Origin of the sequence: Massilia sp. S19_KUP03_FR1 (assembly GCF_036688685.1) — a bacterium.
Classification (GTDB): domain Bacteria; phylum Pseudomonadota; class Gammaproteobacteria; order Burkholderiales; family Burkholderiaceae_D; genus JALYUM01.
The window spans coordinates 14,699-39,773 of record NZ_JAQQPS010000029.1 but is presented as its reverse complement, the minus strand read 5'-3'; the positions used below and the strand labels follow the sequence as shown (position 1 = coordinate 39,773).

At 63.5% G+C, this 25,075-nt stretch carries 25 protein-coding genes and 1 tRNA gene; 24 read left to right on the top strand and 2 right to left on the bottom strand.

Annotated elements, in window-relative coordinates:
- Nucleotides 1-18 precede the first annotated feature (18 nt).
- Nucleotides 19-1,227, bottom strand: coding sequence for an FAD-dependent monooxygenase (locus V6M87_RS24400; RefSeq protein WP_332879270.1), 1,209 nt, complete (start codon nucleotides 1,225-1,227; stop codon nucleotides 19-21).
- 130 nt (nucleotides 1,228-1,357) lie between these two features.
- Here V6M87_RS24400 and V6M87_RS24395 point away from each other — a divergent pair.
- From V6M87_RS24395 to V6M87_RS24370, 6 genes are all read left to right on the top strand, one after another.
- A tRNA-Phe gene (locus V6M87_RS24395) sits at nucleotides 1,358-1,433 on the top strand.
- Nucleotides 1,434-2,045: 612 nt separating this feature from the next.
- Nucleotides 2,046-2,846, top strand: a complete 801-nt coding sequence (locus V6M87_RS24390; RefSeq protein ID WP_332879269.1) for an HDOD domain-containing protein — start codon at nucleotides 2,046-2,048, stop codon at nucleotides 2,844-2,846.
- Between the two features lie 632 nt (nucleotides 2,847-3,478).
- On the top strand, nucleotides 3,479-4,696 hold the full coding sequence (locus tag V6M87_RS24385) for a hypothetical protein (protein ID WP_332879268.1): 1,218 nt from the start codon (nucleotides 3,479-3,481) through the stop codon (nucleotides 4,694-4,696).
- A gap of 13 nt (nucleotides 4,697-4,709) precedes the next feature.
- Nucleotides 4,710-5,348: a hypothetical protein gene (locus V6M87_RS24380; protein WP_332879267.1), complete on the top strand. Its 639-nt coding sequence runs from the start codon at nucleotides 4,710-4,712 to the stop codon at nucleotides 5,346-5,348.
- A gap of 696 nt (nucleotides 5,349-6,044) precedes the next feature.
- A complete protein-coding gene (locus tag V6M87_RS24375) occupies nucleotides 6,045-7,022 on the top strand; it encodes a Stealth CR1 domain-containing protein (protein ID WP_332879266.1) in 978 nt (325 codons plus the stop codon).
- Between the two features lie 262 nt (nucleotides 7,023-7,284).
- Nucleotides 7,285-8,046: an ice-binding family protein gene (locus V6M87_RS24370; RefSeq protein WP_332879265.1), complete on the top strand. Its 762-nt coding sequence runs from the start codon at nucleotides 7,285-7,287 to the stop codon at nucleotides 8,044-8,046.
- Between the two features lie 29 nt (nucleotides 8,047-8,075).
- On the opposite strand, the gene V6M87_RS24365 is transcribed toward V6M87_RS24370, so the two are convergent.
- Nucleotides 8,076-9,269, bottom strand: a complete 1,194-nt coding sequence (locus V6M87_RS24365) for a glycerophosphodiester phosphodiesterase (protein ID WP_442920637.1) — start codon at nucleotides 9,267-9,269, stop codon at nucleotides 8,076-8,078.
- A 171-nt stretch (nucleotides 9,270-9,440) separates the two neighbouring features.
- Here V6M87_RS24365 and V6M87_RS24360 point away from each other — a divergent pair, with 171 nt between their 5' ends.
- The 18 genes from V6M87_RS24360 to V6M87_RS24275 all read left to right on the top strand — a co-directional run bounded on the left by V6M87_RS24360 (nucleotide 9,441) and on the right by V6M87_RS24275 (nucleotide 25,061).
- Nucleotides 9,441-10,550, top strand: coding sequence for a hypothetical protein (locus tag V6M87_RS24360; RefSeq protein ID WP_332879264.1), 1,110 nt, complete (start codon nucleotides 9,441-9,443; stop codon nucleotides 10,548-10,550).
- Nucleotides 10,551-10,570: 20 nt separating this feature from the next.
- Nucleotides 10,571-11,740 carry a toxic anion resistance protein gene (locus V6M87_RS24355; RefSeq protein WP_332879263.1) on the top strand — a complete coding sequence of 390 codons (1,170 nt, stop codon included), beginning with the start codon at nucleotides 10,571-10,573 and terminating at the stop codon, nucleotides 11,738-11,740.
- 2 nt (nucleotides 11,741-11,742) lie between these two features.
- A complete protein-coding gene (locus V6M87_RS24350; protein WP_332879262.1) occupies nucleotides 11,743-13,317 on the top strand; it encodes a substrate-binding domain-containing protein in 1,575 nt (524 codons plus the stop codon).
- Nucleotides 13,317-13,943 carry a hypothetical protein gene (locus V6M87_RS24345; protein WP_332879261.1) on the top strand — a complete coding sequence of 209 codons (627 nt, stop codon included), beginning with the start codon at nucleotides 13,317-13,319 and terminating at the stop codon, nucleotides 13,941-13,943. Before V6M87_RS24350 ends, V6M87_RS24345 begins: the two co-directional genes overlap by 1 nt.
- A 139-nt stretch (nucleotides 13,944-14,082) precedes the next feature.
- Nucleotides 14,083-14,889: a mechanosensitive ion channel family protein gene (locus V6M87_RS24340; protein ID WP_332879260.1), complete on the top strand. Its 807-nt coding sequence runs from the start codon at nucleotides 14,083-14,085 to the stop codon at nucleotides 14,887-14,889.
- 25 nt (nucleotides 14,890-14,914) lie between these two features.
- Nucleotides 14,915-15,703, top strand: a complete 789-nt coding sequence (gene aqpZ / locus V6M87_RS24335; protein WP_332879259.1) for an aquaporin Z — start codon at nucleotides 14,915-14,917, stop codon at nucleotides 15,701-15,703.
- Between the two features lie 45 nt (nucleotides 15,704-15,748).
- Nucleotides 15,749-16,150, top strand: coding sequence for a hypothetical protein (locus V6M87_RS24330; protein WP_332879258.1), 402 nt, complete (start codon nucleotides 15,749-15,751; stop codon nucleotides 16,148-16,150).
- A gap of 226 nt (nucleotides 16,151-16,376) precedes the next feature.
- On the top strand, nucleotides 16,377-16,523 hold the full coding sequence (locus V6M87_RS24325) for a DUF2256 domain-containing protein (RefSeq protein WP_332879257.1): 147 nt from the start codon (nucleotides 16,377-16,379) through the stop codon (nucleotides 16,521-16,523).
- 212 nt (nucleotides 16,524-16,735) lie between these two features.
- The gene (locus V6M87_RS24320; protein WP_332879256.1) at nucleotides 16,736-18,112 is read left to right on the top strand and encodes an alpha/beta hydrolase family protein; all 1,377 of its coding nucleotides are present in this window, start codon (nucleotides 16,736-16,738) and stop codon (nucleotides 18,110-18,112) included.
- Between the two features lie 21 nt (nucleotides 18,113-18,133).
- Nucleotides 18,134-19,348: a sensor histidine kinase gene (locus V6M87_RS24315; RefSeq protein WP_332879255.1), complete on the top strand. Its 1,215-nt coding sequence runs from the start codon at nucleotides 18,134-18,136 to the stop codon at nucleotides 19,346-19,348.
- Nucleotide 19,349: 1 nt separating this feature from the next.
- Nucleotides 19,350-20,111, top strand: a complete 762-nt coding sequence (locus V6M87_RS24310; protein ID WP_332879254.1) for a LytR/AlgR family response regulator transcription factor — start codon at nucleotides 19,350-19,352, stop codon at nucleotides 20,109-20,111.
- A 116-nt stretch (nucleotides 20,112-20,227) separates the two neighbouring features.
- Nucleotides 20,228-20,590 carry a hypothetical protein gene (locus tag V6M87_RS24305; protein WP_332879253.1) on the top strand — a complete coding sequence of 121 codons (363 nt, stop codon included), beginning with the start codon at nucleotides 20,228-20,230 and terminating at the stop codon, nucleotides 20,588-20,590.
- Nucleotides 20,590-20,829, top strand: a complete 240-nt coding sequence (locus V6M87_RS24300) for a sulfurtransferase TusA family protein (RefSeq protein ID WP_332879252.1) — start codon at nucleotides 20,590-20,592, stop codon at nucleotides 20,827-20,829. Before V6M87_RS24305 ends, V6M87_RS24300 begins: the two co-directional genes overlap by 1 nt.
- 61 nt (nucleotides 20,830-20,890) lie before the next feature.
- On the top strand, nucleotides 20,891-21,253 hold the full coding sequence (locus V6M87_RS24295; RefSeq protein ID WP_332879251.1) for a DsrE family protein: 363 nt from the start codon (nucleotides 20,891-20,893) through the stop codon (nucleotides 21,251-21,253).
- Nucleotides 21,254-21,278: 25 nt separating this feature from the next.
- On the top strand, nucleotides 21,279-22,154 hold the full coding sequence (locus V6M87_RS24290) for a phosphate/phosphite/phosphonate ABC transporter substrate-binding protein (RefSeq protein WP_332879250.1): 876 nt from the start codon (nucleotides 21,279-21,281) through the stop codon (nucleotides 22,152-22,154).
- Nucleotides 22,154-22,921, top strand: coding sequence for a phosphonate ABC transporter, permease protein PhnE (phnE, locus tag V6M87_RS24285; RefSeq protein ID WP_332879249.1), 768 nt, complete (start codon nucleotides 22,154-22,156; stop codon nucleotides 22,919-22,921). The genes V6M87_RS24290 and phnE overlap by 1 nt, the downstream gene beginning before the upstream one ends.
- Nucleotides 22,918-23,676, top strand: a complete 759-nt coding sequence (gene phnC, locus V6M87_RS24280) for a phosphonate ABC transporter ATP-binding protein (RefSeq protein WP_332879248.1) — start codon at nucleotides 22,918-22,920, stop codon at nucleotides 23,674-23,676. Before phnE ends, phnC begins: the two co-directional genes overlap by 4 nt.
- Nucleotides 23,673-25,061: a hypothetical protein gene (locus V6M87_RS24275; RefSeq protein ID WP_332879247.1), complete on the top strand. Its 1,389-nt coding sequence runs from the start codon at nucleotides 23,673-23,675 to the stop codon at nucleotides 25,059-25,061. Before phnC ends, V6M87_RS24275 begins: the two co-directional genes overlap by 4 nt.
- Nucleotides 25,062-25,075 lie beyond the last annotated feature (14 nt).

The following is a 25,075-nucleotide window of genomic DNA, read 5'->3' as shown; positions in this document are numbered from 1 at the left end:
CTTTCGTAAAGGTCGATCTTATTTGCCCAGCGCGTGCGCCATCAGGCGCCGTTTGAGCATTGGTAGGTGGTTCAACACGTTCATGCCGAGATTGCGCGCCAGGCGCAGCGGCTCCAGGTTGGCGCCGAACAGGCGCTCAAGGCCGTCGGTGGCCACCTGCATCAGCAGCACTTCTTCCTTGCGCGCCCGCGCGTAGCGCGCCAGCACGCGCGCGTCGCCGATGGCGCGCTGGCCTTCGCGCGCCGCCAGTGCGGCCAGCAGCGCGTCGATGTCGCCAAAGCCCAGGTTCATCCCGTGTCCCGCCAGCGGATGCACGGCGTGGGCCGCGTCGCCGACCAGCGCGACTTGCGGCGCCACGATGGTGTGCGGCCGCACCAGCGTCAGCGGCACCGCTTTCACGGCCTCCGGCAGCAGCGGTTTCAATGCGCCCAGGTCGGTTTCTGCGTAGACGGCCAGGCGGATCGCCAGCTCGCCGAGTGACTCGTTCATCAAGGTATCTGCCAGCACGTCCGGCGCCGACCACACCAGCGACACGCGCTCGCCCGGCAGCGGCAGCAGCGCGATGATGCCTTCGGCCCCGGTAAACCATTGGTGTGCCACGCCGTGGTGCGGCTTGGTGCAGGCGAAGTTGGCGACGATGGCCTTCTGGTGATAGGCGCGGTAGTCGACATTGATGTCGCACTGCGCGCGCACCCACGACTGCGCGCCGTCGGCGCCGACCACCAGCGCGCTGGTGATCACGGTACCGTCTTCGAGGCGTACGCTGGCGTCATCCGGACCCTGCGTCAGGCAGGCGGCGCGGCCCTGCACCAGTTGCACCTTGGGTGCGAAGCGCAGCGCGGCGTCGAGCGCCTGGTTCAGGTTGCGGTCCTCGATGATCCAGGCCAGCGTGCCGACATGTGCGCTGAATGCATCGAACGCGAGCAAGCCCGCATCCTTGCCGTCGCCATTGACCTGCATGGTATCGACCGGCGCCACGCGCGCCGCATCGAGCGCGCCCCACACCTTCAGCTTCGACAGTAAAGTGTGGGCGGTGCGGTTGAGTGCGTAGACACGCACGTCCCATGACGATTCGTCCGGTACAGCGGGGCGCGCGGGCGGCGCCAGCATGGTGACGCTGTAGCCGGCTTGCGCCAGGCCGAGGGCAGCTGTTTTGGCGATTGCGCCATTGCCGACGATGCACACATCGCTGCGCACGGCGGTCGAAGAAGTGGAGGATGGGTTCATGCGGCTCATTATAGCGGCTTGTTTCACAGGCCAGTTTCAACACACTTTCCACGGCCGCGAACATCTTTTTCAGCAAAGTTGCAGGAGGGACTTGCAAAGCATAGTTCGGCTGTCTATAATCATGCCTCTTGGCCTGGTAGCTCAGTCGGTAGAGCAGAGGATTGAAAATCCTTGTGTCGGTGGTTCGATTCCGCCCCGGGCCACCAAGAACAAATAAAAAGCCACCTTCGGGTGGCTTCTTTGTTTCTGCACCACGCTGCCCTGATGTGCTCGCAAGCGTTTCATCTGATCTTCCGCCAGTTGGCAAGCCCGGAGGAATGGATTGCGCACTTCGTGCAGCGCACATGACAAGGCGTCGACAATATTCCCAGAACCGGGCCACCCAGAACATCGCTTACCCAACACCCACGCATGCAAGTGGGCGTTTTTGTTTCTTACTGTCGAAGTCTTCGTGTCCGGTCTATTCCCGGTTGACCGCCTTTTGTTGGGCGCGACTTGACGTTCGTGACTCGGTCCAATCCGGCATCTTGCCAATCTTTTCCAACAGAAAATCGATAAAAATCCTGACCTTTGCGGTAAGGATTCGATTTCGGCTAGACGAGCCAAAGGGCTGTCTGCCCGTCGACCTTGAAGTCGGGCAGGACACGCACCAGTGACCAAGTGGGCTTTCTGGCATCCGCCATCCTTGTGTCCGGTCCGGGGAATAATTTCCCTATCTAGTTCCCAGGTGAAACAAATATGCTATCGTGAACTTTCAATTTCACCACATCTCGCGACCGTCAGACTAGCGCAGCGGCGATGTTCTTTGGAGGATAGTCATGAGCGAGTTATCGTCTTTTTTTCATGCCGTAAAATTGCCCGTCATTTCAGAAGTCGCCCATGCATTGATCAAAACGCTCGATGATGAGGATGCGTCGGCCACCCAAATTAGCGCGATCATTGCGCGCGACCCCGCCCTCACCGCCAAACTGATGCGCCTGGCCAATAGCGCCCGCTTCGGCGTTGTGCGCGGTGTAACTTCACTCGACGATGCCATCGCCATGGCGGGCCTTGGGCACGTGCGCACCTTGGCCCTGGCTGCCTGCTTCGCCGAAACCTTCCCGGACCTGCCGGGCCTCGATAGCGACGAGTTTTGGAAAAGCAGCATGGCCTGCGCCGGCTACGCCAAGTGGCTGGCCTCCTGCCTGGGCGACGATGGCCAGGATGCCTGGCTCGCAGGCATGATGATGCGGCTTGGCGAACTGCTGATCTACCAGGCGGCGCCGGCAACTTTTGCCGAGATCGAGGAGCAACCCCACCTGCCGGGCGGACGGTGGGAACGCGAGACGCGACTGCTGGGCTTTTCGGAGGGGCAAATTACCGCCGAACTCGGTCGTCGCTGGAATTTCCCAGTCGTCATTGTGAGCGCATTGGAAAGTTCATCCGATCCAATAGCCGCCCACCCATTCAGCAGACTCGGTGCGATCATCCACCTGGCCAGCCTGCTGGCCGACACACCGAGCGACGATCCTGCCATCCTCGAGAGCTTGCCGCAAGACGTCGTTACCGCTTTGCAGCTGAACCGCGACTGGATGCACAAAAAGTTTCCATCCCACGCTTCCTTCTCGGCCGCGCCATGAATCGCCTGGTCGCGCTCACTAGCAAACCCGTCTGGCGATGCGCGCAACCGGCAGCCTGGACAGTGGAGCGCACTGCCTCCGGACCAGGCCATCACGCAAAAAATTGGCCTGGCAAATCGAAAGCGGGGGAAATAGCGCGGCACGAAGATTGAAAATCCTTGTGTTGGCGGTTCGATTCCGCCCCGGGACCACCAAGAATATCGTTCACGCACCGCCCACTCTTGCAAGTGGGCGGTGTCGTTTTGGGGATGCGTAGTCCTTGTGTCCGGTCCATTACCGGTGATCTTGTGAGATCGCTCTTTCACGTCACCTCTGGCTCTTTACCGGAAGCGTGGGTGATCATGTAGAGCTGCCCTGCGCGCACGCATGGAAGCGATGCGACCTGCTGAGCATCAAGTGCCACCCTTGGCGGGACCGATGCTCACAGCTGCTGAGTAGTTAGCAGCCTGCGTGCATCACGTGCCTACGTCAACGTTCGCACGCCCAGTAACCTGATTCGACGCTCCATTATTTAAATATATGATAATTATCAAAAAGGATAGTCTATACAATGGAAAACTTACAATAAGTAGACGCGCTTTCACCAAAGAGTTTGCATACCGAGCCGCTTTCCCATCCGCACTGGAGGAAATATGCTACGTCCAATCGCTTCCGCCTGCCTGCTCATTCTCCTGTTTTTCCAGCCAGCCTCTGCCGCAGACGTCTGCCGCAACGAGTATTTCCAAGGCATGAAGGCGCACAAAGATCGGGCGAAGTCCGTACTGCCTGTCGAAGTAACACGGGACGTGTCTAAGGCCCAGGTTTACGTCGAGTTCGATGGCGAGGTTCTTTACTATCATTCCAACTTCGTATCGGAGGGAAAGGACGAGGATGGCAAGCCTTTTTTTCCAACCAAGGTCAAGGGAGCGCCTGGACTGGACTCGCCCTTCTCCGACGCCAGAACTGTTTTCAAGAATATCGTTTTCACGGAACCTCCGGGGTCAGCACAGACCGCCATCATGGATAGAGCCCTCTTGGATAGCGTTCAATTTCATCTCGACATTTCCGTGTTCGACCCAGACGGGCGTCCGCGTATCGACGTCACGGGGATTAGAAACCTACGAATTGTAGATGGAAAAATCGGCCAAACTATCGGCGTACAACCGGAAACACTCTTTACGTCGTTGCCGCCGCCGTCCCTGATCGCCAAGTTGAAAGGATGTTGCCTGTTTGGCCGCCCCCCGCACGCAGTTCCAAAGATGCTCAATGCGCTTAGCGCCCAGCCATTCAAGGCAGCCGATGTGAAGTTTGCATCCCTTTTCATCGACTCGGGGACGGAGGCAGCAGTTCGCAACAATCCACATGTGCGGCAGACGCGCCTGGCAGGGGATGGCGAGAAATTGCGCAGTAAAGAAGACTTCTCTAAACTTATGGCCGAGGCAAAGGGCGCGACGCTTATCATGATCGGCCATGTCGAAGGCAGGGACTACGTTATCCGCGACAGCGGCAAGCAAGAAACGTTTCGGATTGCAATTGCGGATGCACGCAACTTGGCCCGAATCAACGGCGTGCACCTCATTGACATCGGCTGCGAGACAACGAGGGCGATCAGGGAGGCAAGCTTCGGGTTCGGCGTGATGACGAAATATAACTCGGTCGATGCCATCCAGTCGATCAACAGGGGGCTAACAAATGCCAAGACGGTGCAGGACTTTCTGGTTTCGCTCACCTCGGAAGGATTGAAGGTGGTGGTTGAGCCCAGTTTCGTCGGCAGTCTTCCAGAAAAACGGGCCTCGATCTATTCCAGAACTCGCGACAAAGCAAAGGTACTTTGGGCAAAAGTCGCAACGATAACTTTTACCGGCTTTTGAGAGAGGAACGGTCATGGGCAATGCAACCGGCGCACCGATCAACGAGGCTGTGCACGTCCTCTCCTTGCTCGACCCCATGCACTTCCTAGCGCTCAGAGAAGAATTTCCCAATATTGCCCACGAATTAAAGGAGGGGCAAATTGGCGGGGGGGCACCGGCAGAAGGGAGCGCTGAAGGTCACGATGCATACGATCTTGAGCGTGCTGAAGTGGCCGCGCGCGCATTGACGGCGGTGGCAAAGCGTGCTGTTACCGAACTGGTCAAAATTGAGCGCCGCATGGGTGGGGCACGTCGAAAACGCCTGGTCTCGCAGATCCTGACTCTGGTTTTCAGTTCGGGGATACTTGCCTCGCTGGCCATGAAGGAGGCAACAGTGGCCGTTACCAGCGCCGTATTAACGCTTATCGCCTCGGTTGGAAACCTGCTCGCCGACTACAGCGAAAAGCTGCTCAAACCGGGGCATGGCGACGTGTATGAAGCGTTCGAGCAGGCGAGCAATGCAAACTATGAAGCGGGGCGGCTGGCCGATGAAATCCGGCTTAAGCTCAGGCACAAGATCGCCGACGCCGAGTTGGTAACACTCGTAACAAGTGCCAATCAGCTTTCCGCAACTCTTAACGGCTGGGTTGTGAAAATGGCTGGCAGTAGTTAGATGCCTGCCGACCGGTGCGCCGTGCTACCAGAATAAGCCACGTAAAAACCACCTTAGCTCCAGCATCCACGCTCGCCCCCACGATGCTTTCCCGATAAACCCAGCAATACGCATGGCCGGGCAGCAGGCGCGGAGCAGCGTTTTGAAAATCCTTGTGTCCGTGGTTCGATTTCGCCCCGGGCGGGCCACCAAGAACATTAAAACGCCACCTTCGGGTGGCGTTTTTCGTTGTGGACGGTGTCTTTGTCGAGCGCCGGTCAATTTGCGGTTCATCTAGAGCCGAGAATACTCACCCGTACAAATCGTCCAATTTATCAGCATCGCAACGTCCCGAGTCTCTGCGCTGGGCTGTAAAAGATGTCGTCAAGTCAAGCATGCCACACCATGCATTACGTTGACCGAGCGTATCTTCCTCCTGCTCACCAGGCGTCACCTGCCCTCGGGTTCACAGTTAACTGCCTGGATCACCGGGGCGCAAGTCTTGCCCGGTGAGCGTGGTACTACCGCTGCCCCTGCCGAGACTTGTCCCGCAAAAATATATTCATCAAGCACAAATAATTGCCGAATTTCACTACAATCGTCGATTATTTGATTGCAAAAGAATTCCATGATGTTCACAAGCGTGACTATGCACCCTCGTTTGCGCGCTGAACTGCCGCGCACAACGCGTGGCTGCACGGCCTGGGCCAGGACGACATGACGCCGCCAGATGCCGATCGCATCGACGTCGTCTACCTGTGGGTCGACGGCGCCGATCCGCACTGGCAAGCGAAGCGCAGCGCAGCGCAGGCCCGCAGCGGCGCTAATGCCGGCGCGGCGCGCTTCGGCGACGTGTCAGGCCGCTACCGCGACAATGGCGAATTGCGCTACAACCTGCGCGCGCTGCAGCGCTTTTTCCCGGAACACGGGCATGTGCACATCGTGACCGATGGCCAGTGCCCAGCCTGGCTGCGCACGGGACCTGGACTTGGACCTGGCGTCAGCGTCGTCGACCACCGTACCCTGATGCCGGCGGCCGCGCTGCCGGTGTTCGACTCCGGCCATATAGAAACCTACCTGCACCACCTGCCCGGCCTGTCCGAACGCTTTATCTACTTCAATGACGACGTGTTTCTCGGCGCGCCTTTCGACGCTGCATGGTGGTTCTCCGAGGCCGGCCTGGCAGTCTTCAAGGAAGCGGCACTGCTGCCCGATTACCCCGCGCCCCAGCCGCATGAAAGCGCGCTGGTGAACGCGTCGCTGCTCTCGCGCGCATGGCTGTCCGCGAGCGACCCGCATTACCGTCACGTTCCGCGCATCTTCGCCCATTCGCCGCGCCCGATGCTGGTCAGCGCAATGCGCCAGCTCGAGCAAGAAGCACCGGAACTGTTCCACGCCGTGCGCGGCACCGTATTCCGTTCGTGGGCGGTGCCGCCGCTGATCCCCGACCTGGTGCCACGCTGGATGGTGCACCTTGGCCGCGCGATCGTGCGCGAAAGCGCGTCGGCCTACCTGTCAAGCGGCGCAGCCGACGCCGCCGAGCAATTCGGCGAGCTGTGCGCCCGCTTCGGCAAGCTGGACTTTTTTTGCATCAACGACACCAGCGACAACGCTGCGCCGGACGCGCACCAACTGCGGCGCATAGGCGACACACTGGAACAGCTCCTTCCCCACCCTTCGCGGTTTGAACACTGATTATTCTGGGCCTGCGTTTTTTGGGTGGGGCTAGCGTTGACATGCACAAGAAGCGCGCAATTCAACCAGCCACCTGACCGGCCGCTCGGCCCCGGCATCCCACTTCCTTTGTAACTGTTGTAACTATGTGCGCCAACGCACCCGCCAATTTCCGTGCGGAACGGTATAACCAACTGTCATGCCAACGGCCCCAGCGCCGGCGCCTCCACTCTGCCCTGAAAAACCAGGCTCTGGATCCGCAAAAAAATACAAAGGAAACACCATGAACCCATTCCAGACCAAGCCACACGCCCTCGTGCTGGCAACGATCCTGAGCGCCCTGCTGGCGGCGACGGGTAGCGCGAACGCGGGTACGGCGTCGCAGGTTCAGGCACCGGTCAAGCTGGGCTCGGCGGGGACGTTTGCACTTCTGAGCAAAACGGGTATTACTGATGTGTATGCCTCTGTCATTACCGGCGATGTCGGTGCCAGCCCGATTACGGGCGCGGCAATTGGCCTCACTTGTGGCGAGATCGCCGCCGGCATTCTCTACACCGTCGACGCCGCCGGTCCGTTGCCATGCAGCGTGACAGCCGCCACCTTGCTCACTGCGGCAGTGAGCGATATGGAAACCGCCTACACCGATGCGGCTGGCCGGGTCCGCCCTGACTTTACCGAGCTCGGTTCCGGCGAAATCGGTGGCCGGACGCTGGTGCCGGGCCTGTACAAATGGGGGACCGATGTCAAGATCTCGACCGACGTGAAACTGGCGGGCGGTCCGAACGACGTCTGGATTTTCCAGGTTTCAGGCGGCATCCACCAGGCCAGCGCAACCCGTGTCACGCTCACTGGCGGCGCCCTCGCAAAGAACGTTTTCTGGCAGTCAGCCGGCGCAGTGTCGATCGGCACAACGGCCCACTTTGAAGGTGTCGTGCTGTCCAAGACGCTGGTCGCCGTGAAAACCGGTGCATCCGTCAATGGACGCCTGCTGGCCCAGACCGCGGTTACGCTTGAGAAGAACACCGTCAGCCAGCCAGCCCCGTAATCACGTGTGCGCGGCGACAAACTAACCAGTCAATAACCGGCTTCCTTCAGATACGCCGCGCGCGCCACCAGGGCCGTGTCGGCAAAATCTGAAAACAGCCCATCGACGCCAAGGGCGAAGAACTGCCGGTATTCCTGCTTGGGGTCGCCCTTGTAGTCGGCCGCCAGGCGCCGCTGTTCGTTGCGGAAGGTGTAAGGATGCACCAGCAACCCCGCCTTGTGCGCATCCGCGATCAGGGTGCTCGATGGCAAGCTGGTGGCGTCGCTCTCGTTCACCTTGCCGTCGCCGTTGACATCGACGACCTTGCCGTCGGTACCAACCTTCCCCTTGACGCTGACGATGTAGCGTTTCCATGGCCCGATGCCGTCGGCGTAGGTCTTGATCTCGGCCAGGCCGGCCGGCGTCACCATGTCGCTGAACAGACGCTTGTCGCCCGCCACGGCCCAGTCATACGGGCGGTCGAACGGGGCCGCGTAGGTCAGTGCACCGGTCTTCAGGTCGACATCGTCGGCGTCGATCAGTTGCACCATTTTGAGGGTCGAACCCTTGCTGCGCATGTATTTAAGGCTGCCCGGCTCGAACGACTGAATGAACACGGGCGCACTCCGGTCGACCCAGCCGGCCCCGGTCAACAGCGTCAGCAACTTGTCTTCGAGAGGCAGACCGATCTGGCGATGGAAGCTGGGGTTTTTGGTTTCCACGTACAGCGCAATCGGCTTGCCGCTTTGCTTGATCAGGTTGATCACTTCGCCGATGGTGGCGATCTTGTACCTGCCGTTGTACTGCTGCGGACGCTCGGCATCGGTCGACACGCCGCCCAGGGTCTTGATTTCGGCCAGCGTGAAGTCGCTGGCGAACCAGCCGTCCTGCACGTCTCCGTCCACGCTCATCTTGCGCTTGCGGCCGGCAAATTCGGGATGGTCGGCCACGTCCGTGCTGAACGCCAGGTTGGGATCGTGACGGGCGATCAGCACGCCGTCTTTGGTCGAGACCGCATCCGGCTCGATGGCGTCGGCGCCCATGCTGATGGCCATGGCATAGGCTTCCACGGTTTCTTCGGGCAGGTAGCCGCCCGCGCCCCGGTGCGCCACCACCAGGGGCGGCTTGCCGTCGAGCGTTTTGAGGGGCGAGGCGCTATTGTCGCCACCGCAGGCTGTCAGCAAGGTGGCAACGATACTGGCGAGCAGCATGGTGCGGGGGTACTTTGAGGGGATTGCGGACATCGATTTGCTCCTCTATAGGGGACGTGCCGATGTTGGGGTGTCAATATGACAACGCGATGACATCAAGGCCAGCGTGCATTAAAACGCAACAACTGCCTGGCACGCCGGTTACAGCCCGATGTTCATTGTGTGTATGATCAAGCGCATTGATATAACGTGGATGGAGAACGCGTGCAAATTCGACGCATCTTGGCCCCCCTGCTAGCGCTGTGCCTTGCCGCCGGCATTGGCTCTGCCATTTACATCTCCGCCCACCGCAAGGCCGACCAGCGTTTGGCCACCATGGCTGCCGCCGCCGTCGTCGACATCAAGGGCATGATCGGCTCCGAGAAAGAATCGTTCTTCCTCGATCCCCAGGTGCAGGACATCCTGAGCAAAAAATACGCGCTGCGCGTGAGCATCGAAAAAGTCGGCTCGCGCGAGATTGCGGCGCGCGATTTCAAGGGCTACGATTTTGCTTATCCGGCCGGACTGCCCGCTGCCATTGCCTTGCAGACCAAGTCGAAAGCGAAGCAAACCTATTCCACCTTTTTCACGCCGATTGCGGTCGCCTCCTGGCGCCAGCTGGTGCCGCTGCTGGAACGGGAAGGCATCGTCAGGGCCCACGAGGGGAGCTTCTATATTGTCGACATGAAGCGGCTGCTGGACCTGATCGGCAAGGGTACGCGCTGGCGCGACCTGCAAGGCAACACCGTGTACGCGACCGGCAAGAGCATCCTGATCAATTCCACCGATGTGCGCAAGTCGAACTCGGCCGCCATGTTCCTGAGCTTGGCCAGCTACATTGCGAACGACAACAATGTGGTCGAGAACGTGGCGCAAGTGAACCAGGTCATGCCCCTGGTGGCGCCCCTGTTCGTGCGCCAGGGCTTGCAGGAAGGCAGCTCCGCCGGGCCGTTCGACGATTACACCACCATGGGCATCGGCAAAGCGCCACTGGTGATTGTCTACGAAAGCCAGTTCCTCGCCTTCCAGTCGCAACGCGCGCAGCCCAATCCCGACATGGTCCTGCTGTATCCGCAACCGACCATTTATACCAAGCATATCGTCGTGCCGTTTACCGAGCAGGGCCACAAGCTGGGCCAGGCGCTGGCCAGCGACCCCGACCTGCAAAGGCTGGCAGTACGCCATGGCTATCGCACGGCCGTGCCGGACCACTTCAGCGCCTTCCTCAAAGAAAAGAAACTCGACGCGCCGCCGGTGCTGGTCGATGTGATCGAGCCACCCAACCTGGAACTGCTCGAACGCATGATCGCCGCCATCGAACAGAAGCTGCAATAAACCATCCTGAAAGGCTGACCATGTCCGGTACCACGCAAGCAACTGCCGAGCAGATGCTCACCCCGCCCGACGTGCTGACCCTGGTGCCCGACGACAAGGCGCCCGAGCTGGTGCCGCTGGCGCCCGCCAGCGCCGCCGCGGTGGCGGCGCAGGCCCAGGCGTTTGCGCAGGGTTTACTGACCGACGACACCCAGAGCGATGCCTTCCGCGCCAAGCTCGATGCCGCATTCCGCCTGGGCCGCGAAGAAATTTCCAGCGCCGCCAGCCTGATGACGGGCCGCTTCATGGCGCGCAATTTCACCGGCATTGAAGACGCGGCGTCGTTCCAGTCGATCAACCGCATGCGCACCCTGCTCGACGAGCTCAACCCGGGCAAGCAGGGCGATCTGCTGCAGCCGCAAAAACTGTTGGGGCTTATCCCCTACGGCAACAAGCTGCAAGCGTATTTCCGCAAGTTCCAGTCGGCCGGCACCCACCTGCAAAGCATCATGGCGCAGATCTACGCGGCGCGCGACGACATGCAGCGCGACGCGGCGGAAATTGAACAAGTCAAAAGCAAACTGTGGGACGCCATGCAAAAGCTGAAAGGCGCGATCCATTTTGCCGGCGTGCTGGACCAGCAGCTGGCCACCCAGGTCGCCGCGCTCAAGGCCAGCGACCCGCTGCGCGCCAGGGCCATCGAGCAGGAAGTGCTGTTTTACGCACGCCAGAACCTGCAGGACATGCAGACCCAGATGGCGGTCAACGTGAACGGCTACCTGGCCATGGACGTGCTGAAAAAAACCGCGCGCGAAATGGTCAATGGCTGCAACCGCATCGCTACCACCGGCATGTCGGCGCTGGCGACGGCGCAAACCGTGGCCAGGGCAACCGGCAACCAGATCCAGGTGATGGAAATGCTGGGCGGCGTCAGCGCCACCATCGGCGACCTGGTCACGGAAACGTCGCGCCAGCTCGGCACGCATGTCGAAAAGACCGGCGCCTTTGCGCAGAACCCGATGATCGGCATTGAAAAAATCCAGGAGATGTTCGACAACACCTTCAAGGCCATGGATGCGATGGACAATTTCCGCAGCGCCGCCATCACGGTGATGGGCCAGAACAACGCGCTGATGCAAGCCCAGATCGACCGCTCGGAACAGTATCTGAACCGGGCCCAGGCGGCCAATCCGGGCCCGGTGGCGCTGTGAAGGTGCGGCGCCTGTTGCCCCTGCTGCTGGCCGCTCTGGTGCTGCTGGCGGCCTGCAAGCGGCCCGCCGATGCGCCCGCCACCGACAACGTGCAAACCTTGACCGTGCTGGCCGGCTCCGAGCTAAAGGATATCGAGCCGCTGCTGCCCGAGGTGGAGCGGGCCACGGGCGTGCGCCTGGCGTTGACGTATGCCGGCACGCTCGATGCGGTGGAGCGCCTGAACGGCAACGAAGCCGTCGATGCAGCCTGGCTGGCGAGCAATCGTTACGCCATGCTGATGCCGGGCGTGCGCGCGCGCATTCTGGCGTCGGAAAAGACCATGCTCACCCCCGTGGTGCTGGGCATCAAACAGAGCAAGGCGCACGCGCTCGGCTGGGACAAGCAGCCGGATGTGTCATGGAAAGACATTGCCCAGGCTGCGGCCGCGGGCAAGTTCACCTTCGGCATGACCAGCCCGTCGTCCTCGAACTCCGGCTTTTCGGGGCTGCTGGGCCTGGCTGCCGCGCTGTCCGGCACCGGTGACGCCCTGGAAGAGAAAGATATCGATGGAAAACGCCTGGCCGCCTTCTTCCAGGCCCAGCGCCTGACGGCCGGGAGCTCGGGCTGGCTGGCCGACGCCTACCTGCGCGAACCGGGTCAGGTCGACGGCCTGATCAACTACGCCTCGACGCTGCTGTCGCTCAATGCCAGGCCGGAGCTGGCCGAAAAACTGGTCCTGATCTATCCACGTGATGGCATCGTGACGGCCGATTACCCGATCATGCTGGTCAACCCTGCGAAACGGGCAGCCTACGACAAGGTCACCGCCTACCTGCGCGACAAGCCCTTTCAGCAGGCCATGGCGGCGGCCACGCTGCGCCGTCCGGTGAACCCGGACGTGCAGGTGGCGGGCCAGCCGGCCCAGGCCCTGGTGGAGCTGCCCTTCCCGGCCCGGCTGGCGGTGGTCGATGCCATCCTGGCCAGCTTCGACAACAATCTGCGCCTGCCGACCGACTCCACCTTCGTGCTCGATAAAAGCGGTTCGATGCAGGGCGCGCGCATCGCCGACCTGCGTACGGCCATGCTGGGCCTGTCCGGCGCAGACGCCAGCATCAGCGGCCGCTTCGCGCGCTTTCGCAACCGCGAGAAAATCTACCTGCTGCCCTTCTCCAGCGCGCCGGAACGGCTGGAAACGTTCGAGATGGGCAGCGATGCGGCATCGAACCAGGCCGCGCTGCAACGCGTGTCGCAGCGCGTGCGCGCCCTCGACGCCGACGGCGGCACCGCCATTTACGATGCGCTCAGGGATGCGTATATGGCCGCGATTGCGCGCCGCCGCCAGGATCCGGCGCGGTTTTATTCCGTGGTTCTGATGACGGACGGGCAGAACTCGGCGGGTAGCAACATCAATGATTTCGTGGCATGGTATGGCGCCCTGCCAGCGCGCGACAAGGGCATCAAGCTGTTCCCCATCGTATTCGGTGAGGCCGACCAGCGCGAGATGCAGCGCATCGCCGAGCTGACCGGTGGGCGCAGCTTCGACAGCCGCAAATCGAACCTGCAGGCGATCTTCAAGGAAGTCCGGGGTTACCAGTAATGCCGCCAATGTCGTTGCGCCAGCGCTTGCTGTTGTTTGTTTATGGCGACCGCAACCTGGCCGGGTCGATCCTGGCCCTGGCCGGACTGGGCGCCTGGTTCGGCGGCCTGTTCGACGACTGGTGGTTGCCGATTGTCGCCGGCCTGTACGGGGTCGGCTACCTGGCCATGCCGGCCAACCGCCAACACGAAGCGCAAGCGCAGCAGGCAGCCACGCAGGCGAACCTGACCGACAGCGTGGCCCGCCTGCTGGACGATAGCCGCAAAGCGCTGCCGCGCGAGGCCATCGCGCTGCTGCAGGCGATTGGCCAAACGGTGGCGGCGCTGGCGCCCAGGCTGGCCGAGGGCGGCATGGCAATCGACACGGCCGCCGCGCTGATCAACGCCGTGACACGCGACCTGCCCGAGACGGTGCACAACTACGCGCGCCTGCCGACCGCCTTTGCCAACCTGCATGTGGTCGACCAGGGCAAGACCTGCAAGCAACTCCTGCTCGAACAACTCGCGCTACTCGATGCGCAGTTGCGCAAGATGGCCGACAGCGTGTTCCGGGATGACGCCGAGGCGCTGGTCGTCAACGGCAAATTTCTTCAAGAGAAATTCCATTCGATGTCGTTCGTGCGGTAAAGCCGGCGCCTGGCATCCGGTCCAATCGACGGAACCTTGCACGGCTCCCGCTGTCTTACCTTCAAGTGGCTTGATCGATGCCGCTACCACGCACTGCACTGGTGTGCCGATTACCCACATCGACATTTTGGAGGGCAACATGCAGCAAATCACGAACTGGAGCGAGGCCTTGCTGGCCTCGCTCGCCGGTGCGGTCTCCCTGTTCTTTGCCGCGGTGCCACGCTTGATCGGCTTCGCCATCATTCTCATCGTTGGGTGGGTGATCGCGTCACTGATCGAAAAAGCGCTGGTGACGGTACTGCACGCTGCGCGCTTCAATGTCCTTGCCGACCGCGCCGGCGTGGCCGACTTCCTACAAAAAAGCAATGTGAAGGGCGACGCCGCCGGCACGCTCGGCGTCATCGCAAGATGGTTCGTCCGCCTCATTGCCCTGGTCGTGGCGTTCGACGCGCTAGGCCTGGTCGCCGTATCCGACATTCTCCGGCAACTCCTGATGTGGCTGCCCAACCTGGTGGTGGCGCTGGTCGTGCTGGGCATCGGCGGGCTGGCGGCGAATGCCATGGCCAAGCTGGTCCAGGGGGCGGCAGCGGGAGGCGGCGTGGACCGCCCCAACCTGCTCGCCAAAGTGGCCAGGTACGCCGTGTGGGCCTTCGCAGTCATGGTGGCCATCAACCAGCTCGGCATCGCCACCTCGCTCATCAATATACTGCTGACGGCAACTACCGGCGCCGTTGCGCTGGCGCTCGGCCTGTCGTTCGGACTCGGTGCGCGTGACACCGCGGCGGCCGTCGTCCGCAAGTGGTACGAAAGCCAGCAAGCGAGCGGTCCGCAGTTGCGGCAGGCCGGCGACGCTGCCAATCAGATGAACATACTGCAAGAATATCTGGGCCCGGAACGCCGCACCATGTACGTCGACCGCCGCGCGCACGGCGGCATGGCGGAATAGCAGCATCTTCCCTGAGGAGAGCGAGATGAAACCGTTCGGCGCCGAGTTCCTTGGCACATTCTGGCTGGTCATGGGGGGCTGCGGCAGCGCCGTTCTGGCCGCCACGTTTCCGGAAGTCGGCATCGGCCTGCACGGCGTTGCGCTCGCGTTCGGCCTGTCGGTGCTCACGATGGCCTACGCGATCGGCCCCATCTCGGGCTGCCATCTGAATCCGGCCGTCTCGGTTGGCCTGTGGGCGGGTGGCCGCTTCCCCGCCAACAAACTGCTTCCCTACATCGTCGCGCAGGTCGCCGGCGGCATCGCGGCTGGCGGCGTGCTCTACCTCATTGCCAGCGGCGCGCCTGGCTTCAGCCTTGCCAGCGGCTTTGCCACGAATGGCTACGGCACGCATTCACCGGGGGGCTACTCGTTGCTGGCGGCGCTGATCAGCGAGATCGTCATGACGACCTTCTTCCTGCTCATTATTCTTGGCGCCACCGACAAGCGCGCCCCCGCCGGTTTCGCGCCCATTGCGATCGGCTTCGCGCTCACCTTGATCCACCTGATCAGCATTCCGGTGACGAACACCTCGGTCAACCCTGCGCGCAGCACGGCCGTGGCGCTGTATGTGGGCGACTGGGCCACGGACCAGCTCTGGCTGTTCTGGGTCGCACCGGTCGCGGGCGCCTTGCTGGGTGCGGCAATTTACCGTTTCATTGGCGCGCAAGATCCCGCCGCAGCGCTGGCCGATGCGCGCGCGCCCGCCCATCCGGAGCGCCGCCAGCGTCAGGTACGCGGGAGCGGTCAACGCCAGGATTTGAATCCGGGCACTTGACGCGCAGTCCGGCATTTCGCCGGCCAACGCCTGGTCTACGAACTGGTGGCGCCGGCATCCATTGATGTCATAGCCGGCGAGCGCCTGGTACGCATCGACCGGCGCCAGTCCGAGCACCTGCTGCTGCGAACGATGTGGGTGCTGTTCAAAACCTGCTTCGGTAGCGCCGACCGGACCGACCGCGGCAGTTTCGATGCCGGCATGCTGCTGGCCGCTTACGAAACGATGCCGGCCAATCTGCTGGCGCCGGAACGCAAGAAGCGCGCCTTCATCAGTGGCGTACTGGCACGCAATGAGGTCGAGCGCGACTATGCCTACAACCGGCGCCTGTTCCTGCGCCTGTCGACCGGCCATTACCAGTTCAATCCCGCGCTGGCGAGGCGTAGAACCGCCAGGACGGGGCCGCGTGGGTGCCGGTGTTTTCAGTCCTCAGCCTTGCGCTGGTGAAGGAGACCACCAACCGGCGCCACGCCTCGCTCATCCGCACGCTGCTGGGCAGCGCCGCGCCTGCGCTGGCGCCAGAAACCGCGGACAGCTTATAGTGGTGCGTCTCTTTTCCCTGCCGGTCATCTTCCCGGTATCACGCAGTGAACAAAACAGGAACAACGATGGACCCGAACCAGGAGCGCGTACCTCACGTTTTTCCAGGACGACGTGTCGTCGCTGCGCTGCCATGAAAATGCGCAAGAAATCCGAGCTTCCAAGCAAGCTGTGCGCCTACTGCCAGCTTCCCTTCACCTGGCGCAAGAAGTGGGCACGCGACTGGGACCAGGTCAAATACTGCTCGGAGCGATGCCGGCGTGCGACCGGCAAGGCGTAGCGCTGCCCGCGCAGGTGCGCCAGCAAGGCAAGCGGTCGAAAGGACATTTCCCGATCTGCTGAAGGATCTCTGCCGGTCGTTTTTTGGCCCTGCGCTTTCATGACAGCGATACCGGACATCGTGACACGTAAACGGCCGCTCACCGCATCGACCTGCACCCGCGCTGACGCCAGAGCTAGAGTCGGTGCATTCCAACATCCTATTTCCCACCCATGAAAACGACGTTCATCCGCTTCACTGCTTTGCTGGCCATGTCGACCTTTTCTGCGCATGCCGAAGACGCCCAGGGATACTGGCGCGGCAGCGTCGCCAACGCGCTGCCGGTGAGCGTGCAGTTCACCAGATCCGCAGACGGCCAGTGGGAAGGCACACTGTCGGTGCCGACCCAGAACCTGGTGACCAGGGTCGAAAAGCTGGTGGTCACGCCCGACCAGATCGACTTCGCCCTGCCCAAATTCAAGGCCACCTACAGCGCCACCTGGAACGACAAAGACCAGGCCTGGAACGGTACCTGGATGCAAGGCGGCCCCGCACCCCTCGTCCTGACCCGCACCACCGGAGCGGCCCTCAAGCCGCAGCGCCCGCAGGAAGACGCCATCGCCGCCGGCCCGCTGCCGTACACCAGCAGCGACATCGTTTTCGACAACGCCGCCGGCAGCGCCACACTGGCCGGCACCTTCACGGTCCCGCAGGGCAAGGGCCCCTTTCCTGCGGTGGTCCTGATCCATGGCTCCGGTCCCATCAGCCGCGACGGCGACGTGTTCGGCCACCAAACCCTGCTGGTGCTGGCCGACCACCTGAGCCGCCACGGGATCGCCGTGCTGCGCTACGACAAGCGCGGCGTCGGCAAGTCCACCGGTACCCGCCAGGACGCCACCATGCTCGACCTGGCGGCCGACGCCGAAGCGGCCGTGCGCTTCCTGCGAGGGCGCGCCGAAGTCGATGTGCGCCGGCTCGGTGCGGTGGGCCATTCCGAAGGCGGCCTGATTGCGCCCTTGCTGGCGTCGCGCGATCCGGCGCTGGCGTTCGTCGTGATGCTGGCCGGTCCGGGCATTCGCGGCGAGCGGCTGCTGGTCGAGCAGCAAGCCCTGCTCGCCGCCGCGCGCGGCGTGCCGGCGGCCATCGTGGCCCGGGAACGGGCTTTGAACGAGACCCTGTATGCCGCCATGGTGGCCGCCCCCGACCTGGCCGGCGCCAGGCGCGAGGCGACCCGCATCCTGGGTGACGCCGAACAGCGCGGTGACATGCCGCCCGGCGCCGCGGCGTCCCTGGTCGAACGCTTCGGCACGCCCTGGTTCGTGGGCTTGATGCGCTATGAACCGGCGCCGGTCCTGCAGGCCGTGCGCCAGCCGGTACTGGTCCTGAACGGCGAACGCGACCTGCAAGTGCCCGCCGCCATGGACCTGGCCGCCATCCGCACGGCGTTACAGGGCAACCCGCGCGCAACGATCCGCGAAATGCCGGGTCTGAACCACCTGTTTCAGACCGCAAAAACGGGCGCGGGCGAGGAATACGCCCAGATCGCCGAAACCTTCGCGCCGGCGGCGCTGGCTACCATCAGCGACTGGATCAACGCCACCACCCGTTGAGCCGGCGCGTAAAATACCTGCATGCGCAACCCCGTCCGCCCGCTGCACGACCAACCCCTGCCTGCCGGCCTGGCCAGCAAGCTGGCGGGCTATGCGAGTACGGCGCGCCAGTATCCGATTTTTGGTTCAACCTGGTTCGGCTACCGGATGCGCTCCTTCCTTGCGCCGATGGTGTTGCTGGCGCTGCTCGTCGGCGTCATCGGCGCCGTCATGCCGGCGGCGGCACGCGTGCCGGCCGTGTACCTCGCCCTGGCCGTGACCTGGCTAGCGGTGGCGCTGGCCCTGGCGCTCGGGCGCGCGCTGGCGGTCGTCGTCTGCCGGCAGCAATGGCCGGCGCGACTGGAGGTGGCCGGCGTCGTCTTCGCCTTGCTGATTGGTATCCTGGTGCCGCTGGCGCTGACGCCGCTCACCAGCGTCGGGCAAGCGGCCAAGGGCGCTCGTGCGCCCACGCCCGCGCAGGTCGAACGGGCGCGCGAGAACCGCCTGGTCAATCTGGCCATCTGGTTCGTGGTGCTGGCGTGGCTAGCCGGCAGCCTCGACCTGGTGGCGTGGCTGCGCCAGCGCCGCCTGCTGCACGATACCGCCCTGCTCGGCGAGGTGGCGCGCTACAAGGATGAACGCAACGAAGTGGAGATGCGCCTGGCGATCCTGGCCAGCCAGGTCGAGCCGCACTTCCTGTTCAATACCCTGTCCGGGGTGCGCGCGGCCATGCTGTCCGACCCGGCGCGCGGCGTTGCCATGATCGATCACCTGGTCGACTACCTGCGCGCGACCATCCCGCAGCTGCGCGCAGACCAGGCGCACCCTTTTGTGTCGCTTGGCTCGCAGCTCGATGCGGCGCAGGCTTACCTGGGCATCATCACGGCGCGCATGCCGCGCCTGCAGTCGCGCATCGATTGCCCGCCCGGTTTGCGTGACACTGCCATGCCCCCGCTGATGCTCATTTCGCTGGTCGAAAACGCGGTGAAACACGGCATCGAACTGAAGAAGGGACCCGGCATGATTCACGTTAGCGCCGCCTGCAAGGACGGCGCGCGCCTGGAACTGTCCGTGGCCGACGACGGGGTCGGCTTCGGCGCGGCCACCACCGGCACCGGCATCGGCCTCGTCAACATCCGCGAGCGCCTGCAGCACCTGTTTGGCGCCGAAGCCGCGCTGGCGCTGCGCGCGGGCGTCGATGGCGGGATGGTGGCCAGCATCGTGCTGCCGTTACGCCCGATGCAGGACAGCGCCTGACATGCCCACCGCAATCATCGCCGACGACGAAGACCTGCAGCGCAGCGACCTGCAGCGCATGCTGGCCGTGGCCTGGCCAGAACTGACCATTGTCGCCAGCTGCGAAGACGGCAGCGACGCCCTCGACGCCATCGCACGCCTGCGTCCAGACATCGCCTTCCTCGATATCCGCATGCCCGGTGCAAGCGGGCTGGAGGTCGCGGGCGCGAGTGGCGGCGCCTGCCACATCGTGTTCACCACCGCCTACAACGCCCATGCGATCGACGCGTTCGACCTGGGCGCCATCGACTACCTGTTAAAGCCCGTCACGGAACAACGGCTGACACAGGCGGTGGCGCGCCTGCGCGCGCGCGCCGCCGGCAGCGCCAACCTGCTGCAAGCCATGGCGGACCTCGACCGGCGCCTGCGTGCAACCGTGCAGCAGGAGCGCATCCGCTGGCTCAACGCCACGCTGGGTAACACCATTAAAATGTTTGCGATCGACGAAGTGCTGTTCTTCGAATCGGATACGCGTTACACCCGCATTGTCAGCGCGACTGACGAAGGCGTCATTCGCAAGCCCCTGAATCAATTGCTGGAAGGGCTCGATCCCGACCAGTTCTGGCAGATCCACCGCGGCACGCTGGTGGCGGTGCGCGCCATCGCACGGGCCCGGCGCGACGAGTTCGGCAACATCACGGTCGAGCTGCGCAACCATCCGGCACAGCTGAAGGTAAGCCAGACCTATGCCTGGCGTTTTCGCAGCGAAGTGCTGTTGGGCTGACGCGGCCAGGATCACCCTTTCTGGGTAATAATTTTGCGTCGCGGTGCCCGTCGTTGTGGAGAAGTCACTGTTGTCGTGTAGCATATCGGTTCTTGTACCCACTTTTGCCCGCGCCCATGCCAGAACCCTCCCCCGCCCGCGCGCCGCGCCTTGTCATCGTGCTCAATACAGCGTCAACCGACACGCTGGCCGTTGCGCTGCGCTATGCGGTGACGGCGGCCGCGATGGATATGATGGTGGAACTGCATGCCGTCGGCGCCTCCGCCACCCTGCTGCGCCATGACGCCCTTGACGCCGCCTTGCTGGCGCAGATCCGGCAAGCCACGGCGCTGGGCGCCGCCCTGTTTGCCTGCCCCGCCGCGCTGGCCGATCACGGCCTCGCTGCCGACCAGCTCATCGCCGAAGTCACAGGTGTACGTGGCGCGGCGTCCCTGCTGAGCGCCGGTTTCGAGCCGGGCGCCCGGTTCATGGTGTTTTGATGCGCTTGCCAACAATCTTCGACCACGACATCGAATGGGACGCCGGCACGCTTGGCTGCGGCGATCTGGTGTTGGCCTTGCGCCAGCGCGTGCGTGCCGCGCCCGGCCAGGTGTTCAAGGTGACGGCGCTGGACGCCGGTGCGCCGGCCGACATCCCGGCCTGGTGCCGCATGACCGGCCACGCGCTGGTCGCCCACGACCCGCTCACGCACGCCTTCTGGGTGCGCGCCAAGCCATGATTTTTCCTGCGGGCGCACGGCGCCTGCTTCCCACGTACCACCAACTTGAATGGAGACTCCCATGTCCGGAAAATTCCTGATCAGCCTGACCCACGGCCTCGATAACACCGACAAGGCCACCGTCGCTTTCGTCATCGCCAACGCCTCGGTAGCGTCGGACAAGGAAACCATCGTGTTCCTGTCGATCGAAGGCACCCGCCTGGCCCAGCTGGGCGCCGCCGACGCGGTCCACGAAGAAGGCTTCGCGCCACTGAAAGAGTTGATGGACAACTTCGCGGCCGCCGGCGGCAAGATGTTCGTCTGCTCGCCATGCTTCAAGAAGCGCAAGCTGGACGAAGACAAACTGGTGGCCGGCGCAATGATCGTCGGCGGCGCCAAGCTGGTCGAGTTCATGAGCGACGGTTGCCCTTCGGTCAGCTATTAATACAAACAACAACAAGAAAGCCACCATGACCGCATCCCGCCGCACCCTCCTCGCCGCCGCAGGCGCCCTCGCGCTGGTCGCCGCCGTACCCGCCATCGCACAGACGAAGCGCAAGCTGCGCTTCGGCGTCGGCCCGCTGCTGCCGACCGCGGAAGACACCAAGAAAGCCTACACGCCGTTCTTTGCCCACCTGGCCAAAGAACTGGGTGTCGACTTCGAACTGTTCGCCACCACCGACTGGGCCGGGATGGCCGTCGCCATGGGGTCGGGCCAGCTCGACCTGGCGTGGATGGGGCCATGGGGCTACATCATTGCCAACAACAGCACCGGCTGCACCGCGCTGGCCACCGTCAAGTACGACGAAAAGCCGTTTTATCACGCCATCGTGATCGGCAAGCCGGATCTGAAAGTGGTGAAGTTCCCGGAAGACAGCAAGGGCTTGACGATGTCGTTCGCCGACGTCGGCTCGACCTCGGGTTGGTTGATCCCGACCTGGTACGCCAAGGAAGTGTGGAAGATCGAACCGAAAGCGTTCTGGAAGTACAGCGAAGGCGCAACCCACGCAGCCAATGAAATGGCCGTGCAAGCGGGCCAGGCCGACATGGCCACCGACTTCGACCGCAACCGCAACGCGATGATCGAATCGGGCAAGGTCAAGCCGAACGCCAACAAGATCCTGTGGACCTCGGCACCACTGCCGAACGACGCCATCGTCGTCCCGAAAGGCACGCCGCAAGCGCTGGTCGAACAGATCCAGAAGATCGTCACGGCCATCACCGTCGAGCAATCGAAGACGCTGCTGCCGCCGCACTACACCGGTTTTGTGAAGGCCGATCACGCGTCATACGCATCGATCGAGAAGGCCGGTATCGCGGTCGGCAAGATCAAGCCAAAAGCTTGATGCACGCGGTGACCCGGCGTTGGCGCGTCTGGCTGGCGTGGCTGGCTGCGGCGGCGTTTTACGTCGTCTGCTGGCGCGTTGCCAACATCGACCTCGGGCGCCTGGCCGAGGGCTTGCCCAAGCTGGGGCACTGGATTGCCTCGGCCTGGCCGCCGGACCTGGCCGAAATGCCGCTGTTCGGCGAACGCATCGCCGAAACCGTGGCGATGGCCGCCATCGGCACCACCGGCGCGATCCTGCTGGCGCTGCCGATGGCGGTGCTGGCCAGCCGGAATATCACCCCGTGGCCAGCGCTCTATTATCCGGCGCGCTGGCTATTGAATGCCCTGCGCGGCATCGACTCCTTTGTCTTCGCGCTGCTGTTCGTCGCCGCCGTCGGCCTGGGACCGTTCGCCGGCGTGATTGGCATCGCGCTGCACACCTGGGGCAGCGCGGCCAAGCTGCTGGCCGACCATATCGAAAACATGCCCACCGGTCCGCTCGACGCCATCCGCAGCACCGGCGCCGGGCGCGGCACCGCGATCATGTACGCGGTACTGCCAGAAATTCTCCCGGTGCTGCTGTCATCGAGCCTGTACTGGCTCGAGTTCAATGTGCGCGCCTCCACCGTGCTGGGCGTCGTCGGCGCCGGCGGCATTGGACTGGAACTCAAAAACAGCATGGACCTGCTCGATTTCCCGCGCCTGTTCACCATCATCGTGCTGATCCTGATCGTCGTCACGGTCCTCGACCAGGCCAGCAATTGGCTGCGAAAGCGTCTCGTATGAGCGGCCACCTGTTTGTGGCCGAGGGCGTGGGCCAGCGCTACGGCGCCCGCATCGCGCTCGACAACGTCGGCTTCACGCTGGCGCCCGGCCAGATGCTGGCCTTGCTCGGTCCCAGCGGCGCCGGCAAGACCACCCTGTTTCGCTGCCTGGCCGGCCTGCAACAACCGGACAGCGGCCGCGTGGCCCTCGACGGCCGCGACGTCGCCTCGCTGCGCGGGCGCGAACGGCGCCGCATCGGCCTCGTGTTCCAGCAATTTAATCTGGTCGGGCGGCTGTCGGCGCTGGACAACGTCCTGGCCGGCCGCCTCGGCCACGTGCCGGCCTGGCGCGGCTGGCTGCGCACCTTCGACGCGGCCGATCTGGCGCTGGCGCACAGTTGCCTCGACCGGGTCGGCTTGAGCGGCCACGCCGACCAGCGCGCCGACACGCTGTCCGGCGGTCAGCAGCAGCGCGTCGCCATCGCGCGCGCCCTGGCCCAGCAACCGGACGTGATCATCGCCGACGAGCCGGTGGCCAGCCTCGATCCGGGCTCGGGCGCCGGCATCCTCGAGCTTCTCAAATCCATCTGCCATGCGGACGGGCTGGCGGTCGTCTGCAGCCTGCACCAGCCAGAATACGCGCGCCGCTATGCCGACCGCGTACTGGGCCTGCGCGCCGGCCGCGTTGTGGTCGACGTTGCGGCTGCCGATTTCGGGCCCGCGCAACAGGACACGCTGTACGATGGCCTTCTCCACGATACCGGACTCGCACCATGAACCTGACACGCTCCCTGCTGGCTACCCTGCTCGCCGTCGCGCCGCTGGCGCACGCCGCCGACTACGCGAAGCTACTCACGCGCGCGCAACCCGACATGCCGCTGGCGCACCCGATAGCGACGACTGACATCGCGCCGCCGCCGCTGTCGCTGATCGCCGACCGGCCGAAAGATCCGGCGTATGTCGCCGGCCTGCCCGGCCTGCCACAGGGCCGCATGATCGTCGACGACGCCGGCAACAAGAAGCCGAAATACGACGGCGTTTTCATCCGCCGCAGCCGCGTCGAGAACGGGCAAGTGGTCATTCCGCCGGGCGGGCTGGTGTACCTGGAAGACACCTGGGGCGGTGAAGTGGCGCTACGCGGCGAGCAATTGCCGGTGCTGGGGCGCATGCCGACCTATATCGATTACGACATGTCCATCGTCGTGAAAGAGAACGTCACCATTCCGGCCGGCCAGAGCGTCACCGTGGGCGGCCAGGTGTATCAGTATTACGCCACCGTCGGCCATGAGCAGACCTCGAACCACACGCTGCACGTAAAAACCGTGGCCGGTACCGACTGGGACTGGGCCTTCGGCAATCCGGTGCTGTCATCGAACCAGCCAGGCTGGTGGGGCATGAAGTTCACCCAGCTCTACAACCAGGGCCAGGCGCGTGAAGTAACGCGCGAAAAAATGGTGTTCGACTGGATTTCCGGCGTGCGCACCGAGCGTATGCTGCTGGGCGATAAAGCCTTCGCCGGCATGGCGAAAGCCGGCCAGGAGTGGACCATCGGCACGCGCACGGTGCGCCTGGCCGCGATCGACGAGAAGGCCGGTACGGTGCGCATACAGGTCCTGGAAGGCAAAACGGTGAAATACGACCGCGTGCTCGGGCCGGTGCAGCCGCAGCGCGTGATCGAAGACACGGCCGCACGCAAGGCGCTGGTGTTCGAGTACGCCGACATCGCTGGCTTCCTGGTGCCCAGCGCCAGCGCGCTCAAGGATGGCCAGGCCGAGTTGAAACTGTATGCCAAAACCTTCAGCCTGAAATACGGCGACACGTATGCGGCCGACCCGCGCTTCGCGGTGTATCCGATCGCCTGCCCGACCGGCCACAACTTCGGCTTCATGTTGACCAACAAGGACGAAATCCGGCTGGCGCCGGGCGCCTCGGTCGACGGCCCGGAAAAGTATTTTAGCGTGACGCTCGACCAGCTCGACGGCAACCAGGTGCGCGCCTGGCATATCGCCGACCGTGACGGCAAGCGTTCCGCCAACCTGGGCGGTGCCGGCGTCGTCAACATCGACCTGGTGCTGGGCCAGGGCCGCGTGGCCGGCCAGGCCATCCTCAAGGACGTCGGCCGCGCGATGCTGGTGCGCATGTCGACCGCCCCGACACCCTAAACTATTCGAGAACA

Coding starts and splice junctions, on each gene's coding strand:
- V6M87_RS24400 (WP_332879270.1), bottom strand. CDS start 1,227: ATGAACCCATCCTCCACTTCTTCGACCGCCGTGCGCAGCGATGTGTGC.
- V6M87_RS24390 (WP_332879269.1), top strand. CDS start 2,046: ATGAGCGAGTTATCGTCTTTTTTTCATGCCGTAAAATTGCCCGTCATT.
- V6M87_RS24385 (WP_332879268.1), top strand. CDS start 3,479: ATGCTACGTCCAATCGCTTCCGCCTGCCTGCTCATTCTCCTGTTTTTC.
- V6M87_RS24380 (WP_332879267.1), top strand. CDS start 4,710: ATGGGCAATGCAACCGGCGCACCGATCAACGAGGCTGTGCACGTCCTC.
- V6M87_RS24375 (WP_332879266.1), top strand. CDS start 6,045: ATGACGCCGCCAGATGCCGATCGCATCGACGTCGTCTACCTGTGGGTC.
- V6M87_RS24370 (WP_332879265.1), top strand. CDS start 7,285: ATGAACCCATTCCAGACCAAGCCACACGCCCTCGTGCTGGCAACGATC.
- V6M87_RS24365 (WP_442920637.1), bottom strand. CDS start 9,269: ATGTCCGCAATCCCCTCAAAGTACCCCCGCACCATGCTGCTCGCCAGT.
- V6M87_RS24355 (WP_332879263.1), top strand. CDS start 10,571: ATGTCCGGTACCACGCAAGCAACTGCCGAGCAGATGCTCACCCCGCCC.
- V6M87_RS24345 (WP_332879261.1), top strand. CDS start 13,317: ATGCCGCCAATGTCGTTGCGCCAGCGCTTGCTGTTGTTTGTTTATGGC.
- V6M87_RS24340 (WP_332879260.1), top strand. CDS start 14,083: ATGCAGCAAATCACGAACTGGAGCGAGGCCTTGCTGGCCTCGCTCGCC.
- aqpZ (WP_332879259.1), top strand. CDS start 14,915: ATGAAACCGTTCGGCGCCGAGTTCCTTGGCACATTCTGGCTGGTCATG.
- V6M87_RS24325 (WP_332879257.1), top strand. CDS start 16,377: ATGAAAATGCGCAAGAAATCCGAGCTTCCAAGCAAGCTGTGCGCCTAC.
- V6M87_RS24320 (WP_332879256.1), top strand. CDS start 16,736: ATGAAAACGACGTTCATCCGCTTCACTGCTTTGCTGGCCATGTCGACC.
- V6M87_RS24315 (WP_332879255.1), top strand. CDS start 18,134: ATGCGCAACCCCGTCCGCCCGCTGCACGACCAACCCCTGCCTGCCGGC.
- V6M87_RS24310 (WP_332879254.1), top strand. CDS start 19,350: ATGCCCACCGCAATCATCGCCGACGACGAAGACCTGCAGCGCAGCGAC.
- V6M87_RS24305 (WP_332879253.1), top strand. CDS start 20,228: ATGCCAGAACCCTCCCCCGCCCGCGCGCCGCGCCTTGTCATCGTGCTC.
- V6M87_RS24300 (WP_332879252.1), top strand. CDS start 20,590: ATGCGCTTGCCAACAATCTTCGACCACGACATCGAATGGGACGCCGGC.
- V6M87_RS24295 (WP_332879251.1), top strand. CDS start 20,891: ATGTCCGGAAAATTCCTGATCAGCCTGACCCACGGCCTCGATAACACC.
- V6M87_RS24290 (WP_332879250.1), top strand. CDS start 21,279: ATGACCGCATCCCGCCGCACCCTCCTCGCCGCCGCAGGCGCCCTCGCG.
- phnE (WP_332879249.1), top strand. CDS start 22,154: ATGCACGCGGTGACCCGGCGTTGGCGCGTCTGGCTGGCGTGGCTGGCT.
- phnC (WP_332879248.1), top strand. CDS start 22,918: ATGAGCGGCCACCTGTTTGTGGCCGAGGGCGTGGGCCAGCGCTACGGC.
- V6M87_RS24275 (WP_332879247.1), top strand. CDS start 23,673: ATGAACCTGACACGCTCCCTGCTGGCTACCCTGCTCGCCGTCGCGCCG.